The following is a 15,954-nucleotide window of genomic DNA, read 5'->3' on the forward strand; positions in this document are numbered from 1 at the left end:
TCTCCTTGCCCTCTCCTCCCCCTCGCCTCAGCGGGCTTGCGACGCCTGATCGACGCCCCACCCGCCGGCTTCGGGAAGTCGCCATTCACACGGAGCCCCTCCCTCATGTCCTCCTCCCCCTCTGTCTCTGCCGCGCCCGCCGCAGCCCCGCAGAATTCGCGCGGCCGGGTCATTTTTGCGAGCCTTATCGGCACGTCGATCGAGTTCTACGACTTCTACGCGTACGCGACCGCCGCTGTCCTGGTCTTCCCGTCGCTGTTCTTCGCCAACGAGGATTCGGGAACCGCCCTCCTCGCCTCGTTCGCCGTCTTCGGCGTCGCGTTCATTGCCCGCCCGATCGGCTCGATCATCTTCGGCCACTTCGGTGACCGCGTCGGCCGGAAGGGCACCCTGGTCGCCTCCCTGCTCACGATGGGCATCGCGACCTTCCTGATTGGCTGCCTGCCAACCGCGCTCACGCCCGGCTGGCAGTTCCTGGCGCCGTTCCTGCTCGTCGTGATGCGTTTCTGCCAGGGTCTGGGCCTGGGCGGCGAGTGGTCGGGAGCCGCGCTGCTCGCGACAGAGAACGCTCCCGCCGGCAAGCGCGCCATCTACGGCACCTTCCCCCAGCTGGGAGCACCGATCGGCTTCATCGTCGCCAACGTGCTGTTCCTCGTCCTTGCGAGCAGCATGAGCGACGAGACGTTCGCGGCCTGGGGCTGGCGCGTGCCGTTCCTCGCGAGCGCCGTCCTGGTGATCATCGGCCTCTACGTGCGCGTCAAGCTGGTCGAGACCCCCGCGTTCCAGAAGGTCGTCGAGGAGGGAGAAGTAGCCAAGTTGCCGCTGGCTCGCGTCTTCGTCTCAAGCTGGCGCCCGCTGGTCCTCGGCACCTTCATCATGCTGGCGACCTACGTGCTCTTTTACCTGATGACCACGTTCACCCTCACCTACGGCACAGCGCCCTCCGACGCGGCAATCCCCGGACTCGGCTACGCGCGCAACGACTTCCTGGTCATGCTGATCGTCGGCGTCGTGTTCTTCGGGATCTTCACCCTGGTGTCTGGACCGCTGGCAGAGAAGTTCGGTCGCCGTCGCACGCTGCTCGTCGTCACCACCGCGATCCTCGTGTTCGGTCTGCTCTTCGTCCCCCTGTTCAGCGGTGGTTTCGCCGGCGTGATGGCGGTCCTCATCCTCGGCTTCACCCTGATGGGCCTGACGTTCGGACCGATGGGCGCCGTCCTGCCCGAACTCTTTCCAACGAACGTCCGCTACACCGGGTCGGCGATGGCCTACAACCTGGCGTCGATCCTCGGAGCCGCGCTCGCGCCGATCATCGCGGTCGCGCTCTGGCGGTCGGCCGGTGGCAGCACCGTCCTGGTCGGGCTCTACCTCAGCGCCGCGGCAGTGCTGACGCTGATCGCGCTGCTGCTCTCGACGGAGACGAAGCACGTTTCGTACGCCGACAACGTCTCGTAGGCGCTGCTCGCGTGCGATCTGCAGGGGCGCGTGCGATCTGCAGGGGATCTGGGCGAGATCCGCCGATCCGCGCTGTGGACCGCCCCGGCGGACGCGCGAAACCCTGCACATCGCACGTGCTCCCGCCCACACGCGTCTGCGCCGCAACCCGGCCTGTTCGCAGCGAGGAGGAGGCAGAATGAACGACGGTACGATCACGACCCTCGCGGGAAACGCCTGAGCCGACGACCCGGCCGTCAGGCGGGCGCACGGCGAATGCGTCCTGGCAGCTGATCGCCCTCGGCGTCAGTCGTCAGGCGGTCCACAAGAAGTACAGCCGAGCACGAGTGGGGAAGAACGAGCAATGAGCACCACGGGCACGAGGCGGCGCGGACGCCGACCGGCCGAGGACGACGGCCCCCGCGCCTCCTTCTCGCAGCTGGTCCCCTACCTCCTCGAGCACCGCGGCATCCTCTCAATCGTTGTCGTGCTGAGCCTGGTCGGGGCGGCGGCCAGCCTCGGGCAGCCGCTCCTCGTGGGCCAGGTCATTACCCGCGTGCAGGAAGGACTCGACCTCGGTCCCCTCGTCTGGGTGCTCGTGGGTCTCGTTGTCGCGTCCGGACTCATCTCGGGCTTCGCGCACTATCTGCTCCAGCGCACGGGAGAGGGCATCGTCCTCTCGAGCCGGCGTCGCCTCGTGGCCCGGCTCCTGCGCCTGCCGATCCACGAGTTCGACGCGCGCCGCACCGGCGATCTCGTCTCGCGCGTCGGCTCCGACTCGACGCTGCTCCGCGCGGTCCTGACCCAGGGGCTCGTCGACTCGATCGCGGGCTCTCTCGTCTTCGTCGGCGCGATCGTCGCGATGGCAATCATCGACTGGGTCCTGCTGCTGATCATCGTGGTCGTGGTGGCGGTCGCCCTCGGCCTCGCGCTCACCCTCGGCCGCGGCATCCGCACGGCCAGCCGCAAGGCGCAGGAAAAGGTCGGCGATCTCGCCGCCTCGGTCGAGCGCGCGATCAGCGCAGTTCGCACGATCCGCGCGGCGGGTGCCACCGACCGCGAGATTGCGGTCGTCGACCGGCACGCGACAGAGGCCTACCAACTCGGCCTGCGCGTAGCGCACGTCTCAGCCCTCGTCGTCCCGGTCGCCGGCATCGCCATGCAGGTCGCGTTCCTCGCGGTCCTTGGAGTCGGCGGCTACCGGGTCGCGTCCGGAGCGATCGACATCGCCCAGCTCGTCTCGTTCATCCTCTTTCTCTTCATGATGGTGATGCCGCTCGGCAACTTCATCGGCGCGATCACCTCCGTCAACTCCGCGCTCGGCGCGCTCGGCCGCATCCAGGAGATCATCGACCTGCCGATCGAGGGCGACGGCGACGGCTCGGCGGGCGGGCTCGGCGCCGGCGTGTCGGAAGAGGCGATTTCGTTCGAGGACGTGATGTTCTCGTACGAGGAGGGAGCGGTTCCCGGCTCTGACGGACCCGCGTCACCGGAGCGCAACCGGACCGTCCTGCGCGGCGTCTCCTTCACCGTGCCGCGCGGCAAGCGCACCGCGCTCGTCGGGCCCTCCGGCGCCGGCAAGAGCACGATCCTCGCGCTGATCGAGCGGTTCTACGACCCGGAAGCGGGTACCGTGCGCCTCGGCGGAGTGGACATCACGGCCATCGACCGGGACGCGCTTCGGGCGCAGATCGGCTATGTCGAGCAGGACGCGCCGGTGCTCGCAGGGACGATCCGCGAGAACCTCGTCCTCGGCAGGCCCGACGCCGACGACGCCGACTGCCTCCGCGTCCTCGAAGCAGTCAACCTCACGGACGTGCTCGAGCGCAGTCCGCTCGGCCTGCACGCGCCCGTTGGCGAGAGCGGCGTGATGCTCTCGGGAGGTGAGCGCCAGCGCCTCGCGATCGGGCGCGCGCTCCTCGCCGCGCCGCCCATCCTGCTCCTGGACGAGTCGACCTCGAGCCTGGACGGGCTCAACGAGCAGCGTCTACGTCTCGCGATCGACGCGGTGGCCGAGAATCGCACACTGCTGGTGATCGCGCACCGGCTGTCGACCGTCGTCGACTCCGACCGGATCGTCGTTCTGCACAAGGGCGAGGTCGTCGGAGTCGGTACCCACTCCGAGCTGGTCGAGTCGACGCCCCTCTACCGCGACCTCGCCAAGCACCAACTGCTGGTCTGACCGCCCCTGCTCGATCGCCGGGCAGCGTGCCGATCGAGCGCAGGCGGCATATCGAAGCCCGCGTCAGCCCGTCGGAGTCTCGGTGTAGGGCGCGTCGACGCCCTCCTGCGGTGCCCTTCCGGCCATCGCCAGCGCCTCGGCGGAGCAGGTGGTCAGCGTCGCGTCGTAGGTCTCGCGCAAACGCCGGGCTGCCGTCTGTTCCTGCTCCTCCGCCAGCGGTCTGACCTGCGGAGGCCGCTCGTTCAGCCCGTACCGGGCAAGACAGTCCTGGACCAGCCGGGCGATGAGCGCTCCGTCCACGCCGTCGCCGATGCCGGGGGTGGCGGAGTCATGGGGGACGGCCGAATCGACGGGACGGGCGGGCGCACTCGTCGTCGGCTCCTGCACCGAGCCACCAGGAACGTCGGCCGAGCGAGGCATGCAGCCCGAGAGACCGACCGCGAGACCGGCAGCGACAAGCAGCACGACAACCGGGCGGAGCCTCGGACGTTGGAGCATGGGCTACCTCGATCAGGCCGACACGGGTGGGAGTGTGCCCACGGTAGCGCAGCCATGGTCAGCTGAGGAGGACGGGCGCACTCTCCGTCCGATTGGCACCCTTCGAGGGGCCAGAGGCGCCCGGGTCATCAGGAGCGACGGCTGACGAAGACCTCAGATCGGGTCGGCCAGCGCCCACATGGCCACCGCGCTCGCGGCCGCAACGTTCAGCGAGTCGATCCCGTGCCGCATTGGGATCTGCACAGCGACATCGGCCGCGGCAAGGGCCTCCGGCGACAGGCCGTCGCCCTCGGTTCCGAGCACGAGCGCGACCCGCTCGGGAGCTGCGGCCGCGAAGTCGCGCAGCGGCATCGCCTCCGGAGTAAGCGCCATGGCGGCGATCGTGAAGCCCGCACCGTGCAGGAGGCTCTGCGTCGCAGGCCAGTCCCCCACCCGTGTCCACGGAACCTGCAACACCGTGCCCATGCTCACGCGGATTGCGCGGCGGTAGAACGGGTCGGAGCAGCGCGGAGTCACCAGCACAGCATCCGCCCCGATTGCCCCCACCGAGCGGAAGATCGCACCCACGTTCGTCGGGTCGACCACGTCCTCGAGCACGACCACTCGTCGCGCCTCGGCCAGGAGCCGCGCCGGGTCGCCAAGCTCCGGGCGGTTCATCGCGGCGATCAGCCCGCGGTGCAGCGTGTACCCGGTGAGTTCGGCCAGTAACTCGCCGGGCCCGATGAAGATCGGCACGTCGCGGTCGCCCACCAGTCGCTCCGCCTCGGCCGCGGACCCACCCAGCGCGAGCACGGACCGCGCTCGGTGGCCCGCTGCCAGGGCCCGCTCGAGCACACGAGCCGACTCGGCGATGTAGAGGCCGTGCGGACCCCGCGCATTCTTCAGCGCAACGTCCGTGGCGTGCGCGTAGTCGCGCAGTCGTGGGTCCGCGAGCGATGTGACCTCGATGATCTCCACCGGATCAGGCGAAGGGATCGGGAGTGAGCGTGTACTTGGTGGTGAGGTACTCGTGAATGCCCTCGAGTCCGCCCTCGCGTCCCAGTCCGGACTGCTTCACCCCGCCGAACGGCGCCGCTGCGTTCGAGACGACCCCGACGTTCAGGCCCATCATCCCCGTGGCCAGCCGATCAATCATCCGCTGTCCGCGGGCCAGATCACGGGTGAAGACGTAGGAGACGAGGCCGTACTCGGTGTCATTGGCGAGAGCGACCGCCTCGTCTTCGTCGTGGAACGGCACGACCGCGACGACCGGGCCGAAGATCTCCGTGCGCAGGATCTCGCTGCCACCCTCGACGTCGGAGAGCACGGTCGGCGTGTAGAAGTGGCCGGGCCCCTCGATGCGGTTCCCGCCCGTTCGCAGCCGGGCTCCCCGCGAGACAGCATCCTCGACGAGGAAGGCCGCCTTGGCGACGGCGCGCTCGTCGATCAGCGGACCGATGGTCACGCCTTCGTCGGTCCCGCGACCGACCCGCAACTCCAGCACCCGCTCGGTGACCCGGGCGGCGAACTCCTCGGCAACCGACTCGTGTATGAAGAAGCGGTTGGCCGCCGTGCAGGCCTGCCCGATGTTGCGAAACTTGGCGAGCATCGCGCCGTCAACCGCGCGACCGAGATCGGCGTCGTCGAAGACGACGAACGGCGCGTTGCCGCCCAGCTCCATCGAGGTCCGCAGCACGTTCTCGGAGGCCTGCTGAAGCAGCGTGCGCCCGACCGGAGTGGAGCCGGTGAACGACAGCTTGCGCAGTCGCGGATCAGACAGGATCGGCGCCGAGACCGCTCCCGCCGACGAGGTCGTGATCACATTGACGACACCCTCGGGCAGGCCCGCCTCGGCGAGCAGAGCGGCGAACGCGAGCGTGGTCAGCGGAGTCGACTCTGCGGGCTTTATGACCATCGTGCAGCCTGCGGCGAGCGCCGGCGCGATCTTGCGCGTTGCCATGGCGAGCGGGAAGTTCCACGGGGTGATCAGATAGCACGGACCGACCGGGTGCTGCGAGACGATCATCCGGCTTCCGCCTTCAGGCGCGACGCCGTACCGGCCCGAGATGCGCACCGCCTCCTCACTGAACCAGCGGAGGAACTCGCCGCCGTAGGCCACCTCGCCCAACGCCTCCGCGACCGGCTTGCCCATTTCGAGCGACATCAGTAGGGCGAAGTCGTGCTTGCGCTCGTGCAGAAGGTCGAATGCTCGGCGGAGAATCTCACCGCGCACGCGGGGCGCCGTCGCCGCCCACGCCGATCCTGCCGCCACCGCCGCGTCGAGCGCCCGCACGCCGTCCTCCGGTGTCGCGTTCGCGATCGTGGCGAGGACCGCGCCGGTAGCGGGATCCTCCACGTCGATCGTGCCGCCTCCGGACGGGTCCACCCACTCACCACCGATCAACAGTTGCGTAGGGGTGCGCGCGAGCAGAGCAGTCTCGGCGGAGCGGGTGGCGGCGGAATCGGTCACGGGAGGGAACCACTTCTTTGGATCGGGCCGCGCCAGCCACGCGGTGAGGGTTTTTTCGTTCCTTTAGCTTAGGTCGGTCAGGTCATCGACGGACCCGAGCAGACGCGATCCTGCAGTATCACCCGCCTCGCCGGGCCTGTGGAGGGACGTTGTCGCGGACCGCCTATCGGAACGCAGCGGTCCTCGAGTCAGCGGGACTGCTCGATGCGGACGCCTGCTTCCGCGAGTTCGCGCAGTGCCTGAGCGCTCCTTTCGGCCGAGACACCGGCGACGAGATCCTCGAGGACGCGCACCTCGAGCCCCTCCCCCCGTGCATCGAGTGCCGAGGCGCGCACGCAGTGGTCCGTCGCAAGGCCGACCACGTCGAGCACCGTCACGCCGAGGCCCGCCAGAGCGTCCGGAAGGGCCTGCCCGTCGGTCGTCGTCCCCTCGAATGCCGAGTAAGAGGGCCGCCCCTGCCCCTTCCGGACGTGCACGTCGATCCGATCGAGGTCAAGCGCCGGGTGGTACTCCGCTCCCGGCGTCCCCGCCACGCAGTGCACGGGCCAGGTGTCGACGAAGTCCGGCTCTGTGGCGAAGTGCCCGCCGTTGTCGGAGCAGCCATCATGCCAGTCGCGCGATGCGAGCACCGTCGCGTACCGGTCGGGATGGGCGGCGAGGTACGCACGGATCCCCGCCGCGACGGCATCGCCACCGGGTACGCCGAGCGCACCGCCCTCGGTGAAGTCGTTCTGCACATCAACGATCAGGAGTGCCGTGGTCATAGTGGTCCTTCCGGGTCAGGAGTCCGAGAGCGAGCCGCCGCAGCGGTAGAAGCCAGTGACGAGGGTGTCGATCGCGGTCTTAGCGGAGTCGGCGACATTGTCGAGAGCGTAGACCGCAAAGGTGAGGACAGTGCCGTCCTGCGCGGTAACGACTCCGGCCAGCGTGTAGCCGGTGTCGATCCAGCCGGTCTTTGCGCGCACCGCACCGTCGGCGACCGCATTGTCGCCGGTGAAGCGGTCGGCGTAGGCCAGCGAACCCGTCTGTCCGGAGACAGGCAGACCGTCGAGAAGGATGCCCAGCCGCCCCTCTCTCGCCTGCACTTTGCGCAGCAACTCGGTGAAGTAGGCGGGGGCGACCGCGTTGTTATCGCTCAGCCCCGAGCCGTCCACGATCGTGATGCCCGCGGTGTCCACTCCGTAACCCGCAAGGCCCTGCAGGACCCCGGCCTGCTCGGCGCCGAAGTCGCTCCCCGACCCGGTGCGGATCGCGACGAGCCGCGCCAGCATCTCGGCGATCGCGTTGTCCGAGACGAGCAGCATCTGCTGCACAAGCGCGCTCACCGGTGCGGATTCAACGGTGCCCAGCACCTGAGCACCCGCGGGCGCGCTGCCGGTCGAGATCGTCGGCGAGCCGCTGAACTCGTCGGCGAACGCCTCCCCCGCCCGCCCGACAGGATCGGTGCTGCGCTCGGAGGTGGAGGCGGACGGGTCGTCGCGGTCGCCGTCAACCTGGAGCGCCGTGATCTCGGGCATGTAGCCATCGACCTGCTCTTTACGGTTCCAGCTCTCCTGCCACGTCTCCCCCGAGTAGAGCGACGCGTCGAGGACGAGACTCGCGATCGGCGTTCCCGCCGTCGCGGGGTCGGCGTCCCATGCACTCTGGACTTGCGCCGCGAGGTCGTCGAGGTGCGCTGCTCCGGCGTAGGTCGATTCCTCTCCACTCGGCAGCCGGGTCAGCGTGAGATCGCCACCACCCACCAGGACGATCGACCCCGGTGCACTGCCGCGCACGACGGTCGTGGCGATGCGCGTATCCGGCCCGAGCACCTCGAGCGCGGAGGCAGCGGTAAGGATCTTGAGCGCCGACGCGGCCCGGGAGGCCGTCGTACCGCCACGATCGAACAGCACTTCGCCGGATGCCGCGTCGACTGCGCGGGCCTGCATCGAACCCAGCCGAGGGTCGGCGGCGAGCTCTGCCACGGAACAGGTCCGCAGAACCCGGGCCTTTGCCTCAGCGGTCGGACGCGCGACAGGCGTCGGAGTCGGTGGCTCGCTGGGCGTTGCGATGGACGCGACGGTCAGCTCCTCCTGCCCGGCATGAGTGCCCATCGCAGTGCCCAACCCGAATGCACCTGCACCAACCACGACGGCGGCGAGCACGGCAGCGATCGCGAGCGTCCAGCGACGGGAAGGAGACTCGATCATCCACGCCATGATAATTGCCTCGCGTCGACATGACCTGAGGGCGCGGGAGGAAGGGAGCCGCCTGTGGGAATCGAACCCACGACCTTCTCATTACGAGTGAGACGCTCTGCCGACTGAGCTAAGGCGGCGTGCACACGGGGCCGGAGCCTCGGACACGATTACAGAGCATAGCCTGCCCGCGCGGGCCAGGGTGAATCGAGCGCGGTCTGGTCATCAGACCAGTACGTCGCGCAACTCCTCGAAGGAGCGGGCGATCCATCCGGACAGCGACTCCCGACCGTCGTGGTCGACCCACGCCGCCCACGCGTGCCGCACCGCTGCAAGACCCACGAGGGTCAGCATCCTCGCGCGGCTGCGCACCCGCTCTGCGTCGCCGTCATTGCGGTGAAGGCGCTCGACGATCAGCCCCTCGATGGCGAGTTCGAACTCGCGCATCCCCGCGATCTTCAGGCCGACCAGGTGCGGCTGCTCGCGGAACAGCGCGCGCCGCAGTACGTGCAACTCGCGGTCGTCCTCAAGCTGCTCCATCACCGCGACGAAGACGCGCTGCAGATCGTCGAGCACCGGCCCCTCACGGAGAACGAACGCGGCGGCGGTCTCGTCGGAGATCACCGGAAGTTTGCCGACGAGAGCGTCTTCCTTCGAGGCGAAGTAGTTGAAGAAGGTCCGGGTCGAGACATCCGCAGACCTCGACACGTCCTCGATCGTCACCCGCTCCGGCCCCCGCTCGCTGGCGAGGCGGAGAACTGCAATCTCGATCGCCCGGCGAGTCGCAAGGCGCTTGCGCTCTCGGAGCCCAGGCCGCTCGCGAGGTCGCTCCTGCTCGGTCAGCACCGCGGATCCTTCTCGGGGACGGTGCCGTCGATCAGGTACGCGTCGACCGCGTCGTTCACGCACGAGTTCGACTTGTTGTATGCGGTGTGTCCCTTACCGTCGTAGGTGATGAGGTGGCCGTCCGCGAGTTCGCCCGCGAGTGCCTGGGCCCAGACGTAGGGCGTCGCGGGATCGTGCGTCGTGCCGACGACGACGATCGGTGCAGCGCCCTCCGCTCGGATCGGCGCGCGCGAGCCCTGGGACGCGGCCGGCCATTCGCCGCAGATGATCTCACCGTAGGCGAGGTAGCGGCCGATGGTGGGAGCCGCCTCCTCGAGAGCCGCCGCGTTAGCGCGCACCGAGGCGGTGTCGGCAGGGGAGGAGTGGTCGAGGCAGTTGACGGCGAGGAACGCCTCGGTGCTGTTGTCCGAGTAGGTCCCGTCGGCACTGCGGCTGTTGTAGGCGTCGGCGTATCGGAACGCGATCGTGGCGCCGCCACGCCGCACGTCCGAGAGCATCTCGCTCAGTGCGTGCCATCCCGTCGCGTCGTACAGCGGATAGATGATCGCCGTCCACAGCGTGGTCGCTCCGAGCTGCCGACCGTCGCTCGCCCGAATCGGGGATTCATCGACCCGCTCAAGCATCGAGCGCAGCTGCGTCATCGCTTCGTCGACCGAGCCGGTGAAGGGGCAGCCCTCGGAGCCGAGGCAGTCCGCGAGGTAAGCCCGCAGCGCGCTCTCGAAGCCCTTCGCTTGCTCGCGGACGATGTCCAACGAGGTCGCCGCGGGGTCGATCGCTCCGTCAAGCACAAGCCGTCCGACGCGGTCCGGGAACAGGCCAGCGTACGTGGCGCCGAGGTAGGTGCCGTAGGAATACCCGAGGTAATTCAGGGTCTTGTCGCCGAGCGCCGCGCGCAGGACGTCCAGATCGCGCGCGGCGTTGGGAGTGCCCACCTCGGGCAGGAGGGAGCCGCTGCGCTGCTCGCACCCGGCGGCAAACGCCGCGGCCGAGGTCCGCTGGGCCTGGATCCACTCGTCGCTACCGCGCTCGCCCGGTGTGATGCCGTAGAGGTAGGAGTCGAGGCCGGGGCCGTCAAGGCATGACACAGCAGTCGAGGCTCCCACGCCGCGGGGATCGAAGCCGACCACGTCGTAGCGTGCGGCGAGCCGGGAATCGACCGCGAACTTGGCGCTGTTGCGGATGAAGTCGACGCCCGAGCCGCCTGGTCCGCCGGGGTTGACCAGGAGGGAGCCGAGAGCGGGGCCTTCCGTCGCGGGCCGGCGCACAAGTGCGATCGACGCAGTGTCACCGGTCGGCTCGTCCCAATCGAGCGGGACCGTCGCGGTGGCGCAGAGGGCTCCGTCGCCGCAGTCGTCCCAGACGAGGACCTGCGAGTAGTAGCGAGCGAGGTCGGCGTCGACGCTTTGCGGCGCCGGCGTGGAGGTCTTCTCGACGGTCGGACCAGGCGCGAAGCAGGCCGTCAGGAGAGGGACGACCACGACGAGGGCCGCGAGCGACCAGGAGCGGCGAGCGCGCATCATGCCGCCACCGCCCGGCGAGCAGCGACGACCAGCATCGCCTCGAGGGCGAGCACCGGGGAGACGTTGGCGTCGATCCGCTGACGAGCAGTGCCAACGGCGTCGAGCACGTCCAGGGTGCGCTCGGGCGAAGTGGAGTCGGCGAGAGCGCTCATCTCCGGCCGCACCTCCTCGTTGATCACTCCCCCGGGTGCTCCGAGCTGGAGGCGAACGACATCGCGGTAGAGGGAGAGCAAGTCGACGAGGATACGGTCGAGACCGTCGCGGAGGCTACGAGTCGCCCGCCGCTTCTGGTCCTCCTCGAGCGCCCGCAGTTGCGAGCGGAGCTGCGCGGGGACCGTGCCGCCCGGTTCGACGCCGAGGGAGTGCAGAGCTTGCTGCCGCTCCACCTCGTCGCGCTCGAGCGTGATCGCTTTCGCATCCTCGGTCGCGACCTCGATCATCCGGGCCGCTCCGAGGACCGCGTCCGAGACTCCCCGCAGGCGCAGGGCGATCCGGAGCGTCTCCTCGCGCCGCTCGCGGGCGTTCGCGTCGGTCGCGAGCCTGTGTGCCATCCCGATGTGACTTTGCGCCTGACGCGCAGCTCGCTCCGCAGTCGCGGCGTCGACCCCGTCGCGACGCTGCAGCAGCCCGGCCACGTCGTCGACACTCGGCACCCGGAGGCGTACCGAGCGCGTCCGGGAGCGGATCGTGGGCAGGAGGTCGGCCTCGCTTGGCGCGCAGAGGATCCACACAGTGCGCTCCGGCGGCTCTTCGAGCGCCTTCAGCAGAACGTTGGAGGTGCGCTCGCTCATCCGATCGGCGTCCTCGATCACCATGACGCGGTAGCGCGAAATCGAGGGCGAGTACTGAGAACTGCTGACCAGCCGACGGACCTCGTCGATCGAGATGATGACGCGTTCGGTCGTCAGGACCGAGAGGTCGGGATGCGAGCGCGCCGCGACCTGGCGGCAGTCGGGGCACTCGCCGCAGCCGCCACTCCGGCACAGCAGCGCGGCGGCGAAGGCGTAGGCGAGGTTCGAGCGGCCAGATCCCGGTGGACCGGTGAGCAGCCAGGAGTGCGTCATCGAGGCCGACTCGTGCCCGCTGTCATTCCGAGGCGTGGAGGCATCCTGTAGTGCCCCAATAGCGTGTTCCTGCCCGATGAGTTGGCTCCAGACCTTCATGCGACCAGGTTAACCACGGGCGCTGACAGTGCGCCGCCCGAGGCGCGTCTCGACGCGGGCGCGCACCTGCTCGGCGATGGCGGAGACGGACAGCGCGGCATCAACCACGAGGAACCGCTCGGGGTCACCCTCGGCGATGGCGAGGAAGGCCAATCGGACGCGCTCGTGGAACTCCTCCTTCTCGGCCTCCAACCGGTCGAAGCGGGTGCGTGCCGAATCGATGCGCGTGCGTGCGAGGGAGGGGTCCAGATCGAGCAGCACCGTGAGATCGGGGCGGAGGTCCTGCGTCGCCCACTCCGACAGCGCGCGGACCTCGCCTGCATCCAGCACGCGCCCGGCGCCCTGGTAGGCGACGGAGGAGTCGATGTAACGGTCCTGCACAACCACCTCACCCCGCTCAAGCGCCGGGCGGACCAGCGTGCCGATGTGCTGTGCGCGGTCTGCGGCGTAGAGCATCGCCTCGGCGCGCGGATCGATTTCGCCGCGGTGGTGCAGGACGATCTCGCGGATCTGAACGCCGACGTCTGTGCCGCCGGGCTCGCGGGTGCGCACCACTGTCTCGCCGCGCGCTCCCAGCCATTCTTCGAGCAGCCGGGCCTGGGTGGTCTTGCCCGTGCCGTCTCCGCCCTCCAGGGTGACGAACAGCCCGGTCACGACTCCGTGGCGCCCGTCGTCCCGGGAGCGGAACCCTTCTTGGCGGTTGTCGTCTTTGTTGCTGGCTTCTTCTCGGCGGTCGCCTTCGCGGCGGTCGTCTTCGCGGCGGTCGCCTTCGTTGCCGTCGCCTTCGCCTTCGCGGCCGTCTTCTTAGCCGGCGGCCGCTTAGCGGGCGCCTTCTTGGCCGGTCCCTTGGCCCGCTTGTCAGCGAGCATCTGGACCGCCTGCTCGAAGTCGATCTCCTCGATCGTCAGACCCTTCGAGATCGTGACATTGGTCTCACCATCGGTCACGTAGGCGCCAAAGCGACCGTCACGGATGCGGATCGGTTTGCCGCTCACGGGGTCGGCTTCGAACTCCTTGAGAGCGCTCGAGGCGCGGCGTGCGCCGTACTTAGGCTGCGCGAAGATCTCGAGCGCCGTCGGCAGATCGACCTCGAAGATCTGGTCCTCGCTCGTCAATGACCGGCTGTCGGTGCCCTTCTTGATGTAGGGACCGTACCGCCCGTTCTGCGCGGTGATCGGCTCGCCGCTCTCGGGATCCTCTCCTACCGTGCGGGGCAGGTCGAGCAGGCGCAGCGCTGTCGCCAGGTCGATCGACGCGACGTCCATCGACTTGAACAGGGAGGAGGTGCGCGGCTTCACGACGGCCGGCTTCTTGGCACCGCGTTTGGCGGGTGCCGACTCGACGACTTCTCCAGTGGTGGGGTCGGCGGTCGTCTCGGGTTCGGGATCGGTCTCGGTGACGTACGGGCCGAACCGGCCGTCCTTGACGACCACGGTCTTGCCCGTCTCGGGGTTGCTGCCGAGCACGCGGTCCGTCTGCACGGGCGCGTCAACGAGTTCCCGCGCCTTGGCGGGGGTGAGTTCGTCGGGTGCGAGTTCGAGCGGCAGGTTCACCCGGCGGGGCGTCTCCTGCCCCTCCTCCTGCGCGACTTCGAGATAGGGCCCGTACTTGCCAATCCGCAGGGTGATGTCATCGGTGATCTTGAGCGAGTTGATGCTCTTCGCGTCGATCTCGCCGAGGTTGTCGACGACGTGACGGAGCCCGGGGTGAGTGCCGCCGCCGAAGTAGAAGCGGTTGAGCCACGAAACGCGGTCCTCCTCGCCGCCGGCGATCCGGTCGAGATCACCCTCCATCTCGGCGGTGAAGTCGTATTCGACCAGGTCGGAGAAGAAATCCTCGAGCAGGCGCACGACGGAGAAGGCGATCCAGTTGGGCACGAGCGCCGTGCCACGGGGGGTGACGTAGCCACGATCGACAATGGTGGAGATGATCGAGGCATAGGTCGACGGGCGCCCGATCCCCAACTCTTCGAGCGACTTGACGAGGCTGGCCTCCGTGTAGCGCGGGGGCGGCGAGGTCTCGTGGCCCTTGGCCTCGACCTCCGCGACGACCAGACGCTGGCCGACCTCGAGCGGAGGCAACTTGGCGTCTTTCTCGTCGCGGGCGCCGTGGCGCTCCTCGTCGCGGCCCTCTTCGTATGCGAGGAGGAAGCCGCGGAAGGTGATGACGGTGCCGGATGCAGTGAACTCGGCGGTCTGAGCGGCATCACCCGCGGGCTCGGCCAGGAGCGTCACCGTCGCCGTCGACCCCTTCGCGTCGGCCATCTGCGAGGCGACGGTGCGCTTCCAGATGAGCTCGTAGAGGCGCAGATCGTTGCCACGGAGGGTTCCCGAAAGCTGGTCGGGAGTGCGGAGCGTCTCACCTGCGGGGCGGATCGCCTCGTGCGCCTCTTGCGCGTTTTTGTTCTTACCGGAGTAGAGACGCGGCTTGTCGGGCACCGTCTCGGCCCCGTAGAGGGACGCCGCCTGGGTCCGCGCCGCATTCAGCGCCTGCTGCGAGAGCCCGGGCGAGTCGGTCCTCATATAGGTGATGAAGCCGTTCTCGTAGAGCGACTGCGCGACGCTCATCGTCTGGCGCGCCGAGAAGCGAAGCTTGCGCGCCGCCTCCTGCTGAAGCGTAGAGGTGGTGAACGGGGCTGCGGGACGGCGCGAGTAGGGCTTGGACTCAAGGCTCGACACCTGCACGGTGGTGGCCGGGTCACGCAGCGCCAGCGCGAGCGCGCTGGCGCCCGTCTCATCGAGTACGGTCACGTCGCTCTTCAGCTGCCCGCGATCGTCAAAGTCGCGTCCGCTTCCGACACGCTTGCCGTCGAGCCGCGCCAGGCGAGCGTCGAAGCCCGCCGCCACATCGGACTCAGGGGCGAGCACGGTCGCGAGGTCCCAGTAGCTCGCCGAAACGAAGGCAAGACGCTCGCGCTCACGGTCGACGACCAGGCGGGTCGCCGCCGACTGCACGCGACCGGCGGACAACCCGGGGCCAACCTTGCGCCACAGGACAGGGGAGATCTCGTATCCGTACAGCCGGTCGAGGATGCGGCGGGTCTCCTGCGCATCGACGAGGGACGTGTCGATATCACGGGTGTTGTCGCGGGCCTTCTGGATCGCGTCCTTCGTGATCTCGTGGAAGACCATGCGGTGCACAGGCACCTTGGGCTTCAGTTCTTCGAGGAGATGCCACGCGATGGCCTCGCCTTCGCGATCCTCATCAGTGGCGAGGTAGAGCTCGTCGGCGTTCTTCAGGGCGCGTTTGAGGTCGGCGACAGTCTTCTTCTTCTGGTCGGAGACGACGTAGTACGGCTCGAAGCCGTTGTCGACGTCGACGGAGAACTTGCCCAGCGGGCCCTTTTTCAGCTCCGCAGGCAGGTTCTTCGGCTCAATGAGGTCGCGGATGTGCCCGACAGAAGCGAGCACCTCGTACCCGTCACCCAGGTACTGGGCGATGGTCTTGGCTTTCGCCGGCGACTCGACGATCACCAGCTTCTTCGTGCCGGACACAGTTCTCCTCGATTGATGCTGTCGGGTCGGACGACCAGTGGTCCGATGGTCCCCTGCTGCGGGGAGGCGGTGCGCGGGGACCGGTGCTGCGAACGGCCACGCGTCCGCATCGGCGGGGCGTCCGACAGGCACACCATACACACTGCCCCCGGACGTCCTGTCCCCCTCCCTCTGTCTCGGGGGGCTTCCGA

Annotated in this window: 12 protein-coding genes and 1 tRNA gene; 2 read left to right on the forward strand and 11 right to left on the reverse strand. The window is 68.8% G+C overall.

Annotation, left to right across the window (positions count from 1 at the left end; translation table 11 throughout):
* The first annotated feature begins 105 nt into the window (after positions 1-105).
* Both HRF29_RS06405 and HRF29_RS06410 read left to right on the forward strand, forming a co-directional pair.
* On the forward strand, positions 106-1,455 hold the full coding sequence (locus HRF29_RS06405; protein ID WP_173246497.1) for an MFS transporter: 1,350 nt from the start codon (positions 106-108) through the stop codon (positions 1,453-1,455).
* A gap of 343 nt (positions 1,456-1,798) precedes the next feature.
* On the forward strand, positions 1,799-3,616 hold the full coding sequence (locus HRF29_RS06410) for an ABC transporter ATP-binding protein (protein ID WP_173246500.1): 1,818 nt from the start codon (positions 1,799-1,801) through the stop codon (positions 3,614-3,616).
* Positions 3,617-3,679: 63 nt separating this feature from the next.
* Here HRF29_RS06410 and HRF29_RS06415 read toward each other — a convergent pair whose 3' ends face one another.
* The 11 genes from HRF29_RS06415 to topA all read right to left on the reverse strand — a co-directional run bounded on the left by HRF29_RS06415 (position 3,680) and on the right by topA (position 15,763).
* Complete coding sequence (locus tag HRF29_RS06415; protein ID WP_173246503.1) at positions 3,680-4,114, reverse strand: hypothetical protein; 435 nt, start codon at positions 4,112-4,114, stop codon at positions 3,680-3,682.
* A gap of 153 nt (positions 4,115-4,267) precedes the next feature.
* Entirely contained in the window at positions 4,268-5,071 is an 804-nt protein-coding gene (locus HRF29_RS06420; RefSeq protein ID WP_173246505.1) for an RNA methyltransferase, read from the reverse strand.
* A 4-nt stretch (positions 5,072-5,075) separates the two neighbouring features.
* Positions 5,076-6,563, reverse strand: a complete 1,488-nt coding sequence (locus HRF29_RS06425; protein ID WP_173246508.1) for an aldehyde dehydrogenase family protein — start codon at positions 6,561-6,563, stop codon at positions 5,076-5,078.
* Positions 6,564-6,751: 188 nt separating this feature from the next.
* On the reverse strand, positions 6,752-7,327 hold the full coding sequence (locus HRF29_RS06430) for a nicotinamidase (RefSeq protein WP_173246511.1): 576 nt from the start codon (positions 7,325-7,327) through the stop codon (positions 6,752-6,754).
* Between the two features lie 15 nt (positions 7,328-7,342).
* Positions 7,343-8,752, reverse strand: coding sequence for a D-alanyl-D-alanine carboxypeptidase/D-alanyl-D-alanine endopeptidase (dacB, locus tag HRF29_RS06435; RefSeq protein ID WP_246226799.1), 1,410 nt, complete (start codon positions 8,750-8,752; stop codon positions 7,343-7,345).
* A gap of 55 nt (positions 8,753-8,807) precedes the next feature.
* Positions 8,808-8,880, reverse strand: a tRNA-Thr gene (locus HRF29_RS06440).
* A gap of 85 nt (positions 8,881-8,965) precedes the next feature.
* The gene (locus HRF29_RS06445; protein WP_173246517.1) at positions 8,966-9,586 is read right to left on the reverse strand and encodes a TetR/AcrR family transcriptional regulator; all 621 of its coding nucleotides are present in this window, start codon (positions 9,584-9,586) and stop codon (positions 8,966-8,968) included.
* Positions 9,580-11,106, reverse strand: a complete 1,527-nt coding sequence (locus HRF29_RS06450; protein ID WP_173246520.1) for an alpha/beta hydrolase — start codon at positions 11,104-11,106, stop codon at positions 9,580-9,582. Before HRF29_RS06450 ends, HRF29_RS06445 begins: the two co-directional genes overlap by 7 nt.
* A complete protein-coding gene (locus HRF29_RS06455) occupies positions 11,103-12,269 on the reverse strand; it encodes a DNA polymerase III subunit delta' (protein ID WP_173246523.1) in 1,167 nt (388 codons plus the stop codon). Before HRF29_RS06455 ends, HRF29_RS06450 begins: the two co-directional genes overlap by 4 nt.
* A 9-nt stretch (positions 12,270-12,278) precedes the next feature.
* Positions 12,279-12,923, reverse strand: a complete 645-nt coding sequence (gene tmk, locus HRF29_RS06460; RefSeq protein ID WP_173246526.1) for a dTMP kinase — start codon at positions 12,921-12,923, stop codon at positions 12,279-12,281.
* Positions 12,920-15,763, reverse strand: coding sequence for a type I DNA topoisomerase (gene topA / locus HRF29_RS06465; protein ID WP_173246529.1), 2,844 nt, complete (start codon positions 15,761-15,763; stop codon positions 12,920-12,922). The genes tmk and topA overlap by 4 nt, the downstream gene beginning before the upstream one ends.
* Between the last annotated feature and the right edge of the window lie 191 nt (positions 15,764-15,954).

This window comes from Rathayibacter agropyri (assembly GCF_013249015.1).
In the GTDB taxonomy this organism is placed as follows: domain Bacteria; phylum Actinomycetota; class Actinomycetes; order Actinomycetales; family Microbacteriaceae; genus Rathayibacter; species Rathayibacter agropyri.

Excerpts from the sequence above, each read along its gene's own strand:
- HRF29_RS06415 (WP_173246503.1), bottom strand. The coding sequence starts at position 4,114 with ATGCTCCAACGTCCGAGGCTCCGCCCGGTTGTCGTGCTGCTTGTCGCT.
- HRF29_RS06410 (WP_173246500.1), top strand. The coding sequence starts at position 1,799 with ATGAGCACCACGGGCACGAGGCGGCGCGGACGCCGACCGGCCGAGGAC.
- HRF29_RS06450 (WP_173246520.1), bottom strand. The coding sequence starts at position 11,106 with ATGATGCGCGCTCGCCGCTCCTGGTCGCTCGCGGCCCTCGTCGTGGTC.
- HRF29_RS06430 (WP_173246511.1), bottom strand. The coding sequence starts at position 7,327 with ATGACCACGGCACTCCTGATCGTTGATGTGCAGAACGACTTCACCGAG.
- HRF29_RS06455 (WP_173246523.1), bottom strand. The coding sequence starts at position 12,269 with ATGAAGGTCTGGAGCCAACTCATCGGGCAGGAACACGCTATTGGGGCA.
- dacB (WP_246226799.1), bottom strand. The coding sequence starts at position 8,752 with ATGATCGAGTCTCCTTCCCGTCGCTGGACGCTCGCGATCGCTGCCGTG.
- HRF29_RS06405 (WP_173246497.1), top strand. The coding sequence starts at position 106 with ATGTCCTCCTCCCCCTCTGTCTCTGCCGCGCCCGCCGCAGCCCCGCAG.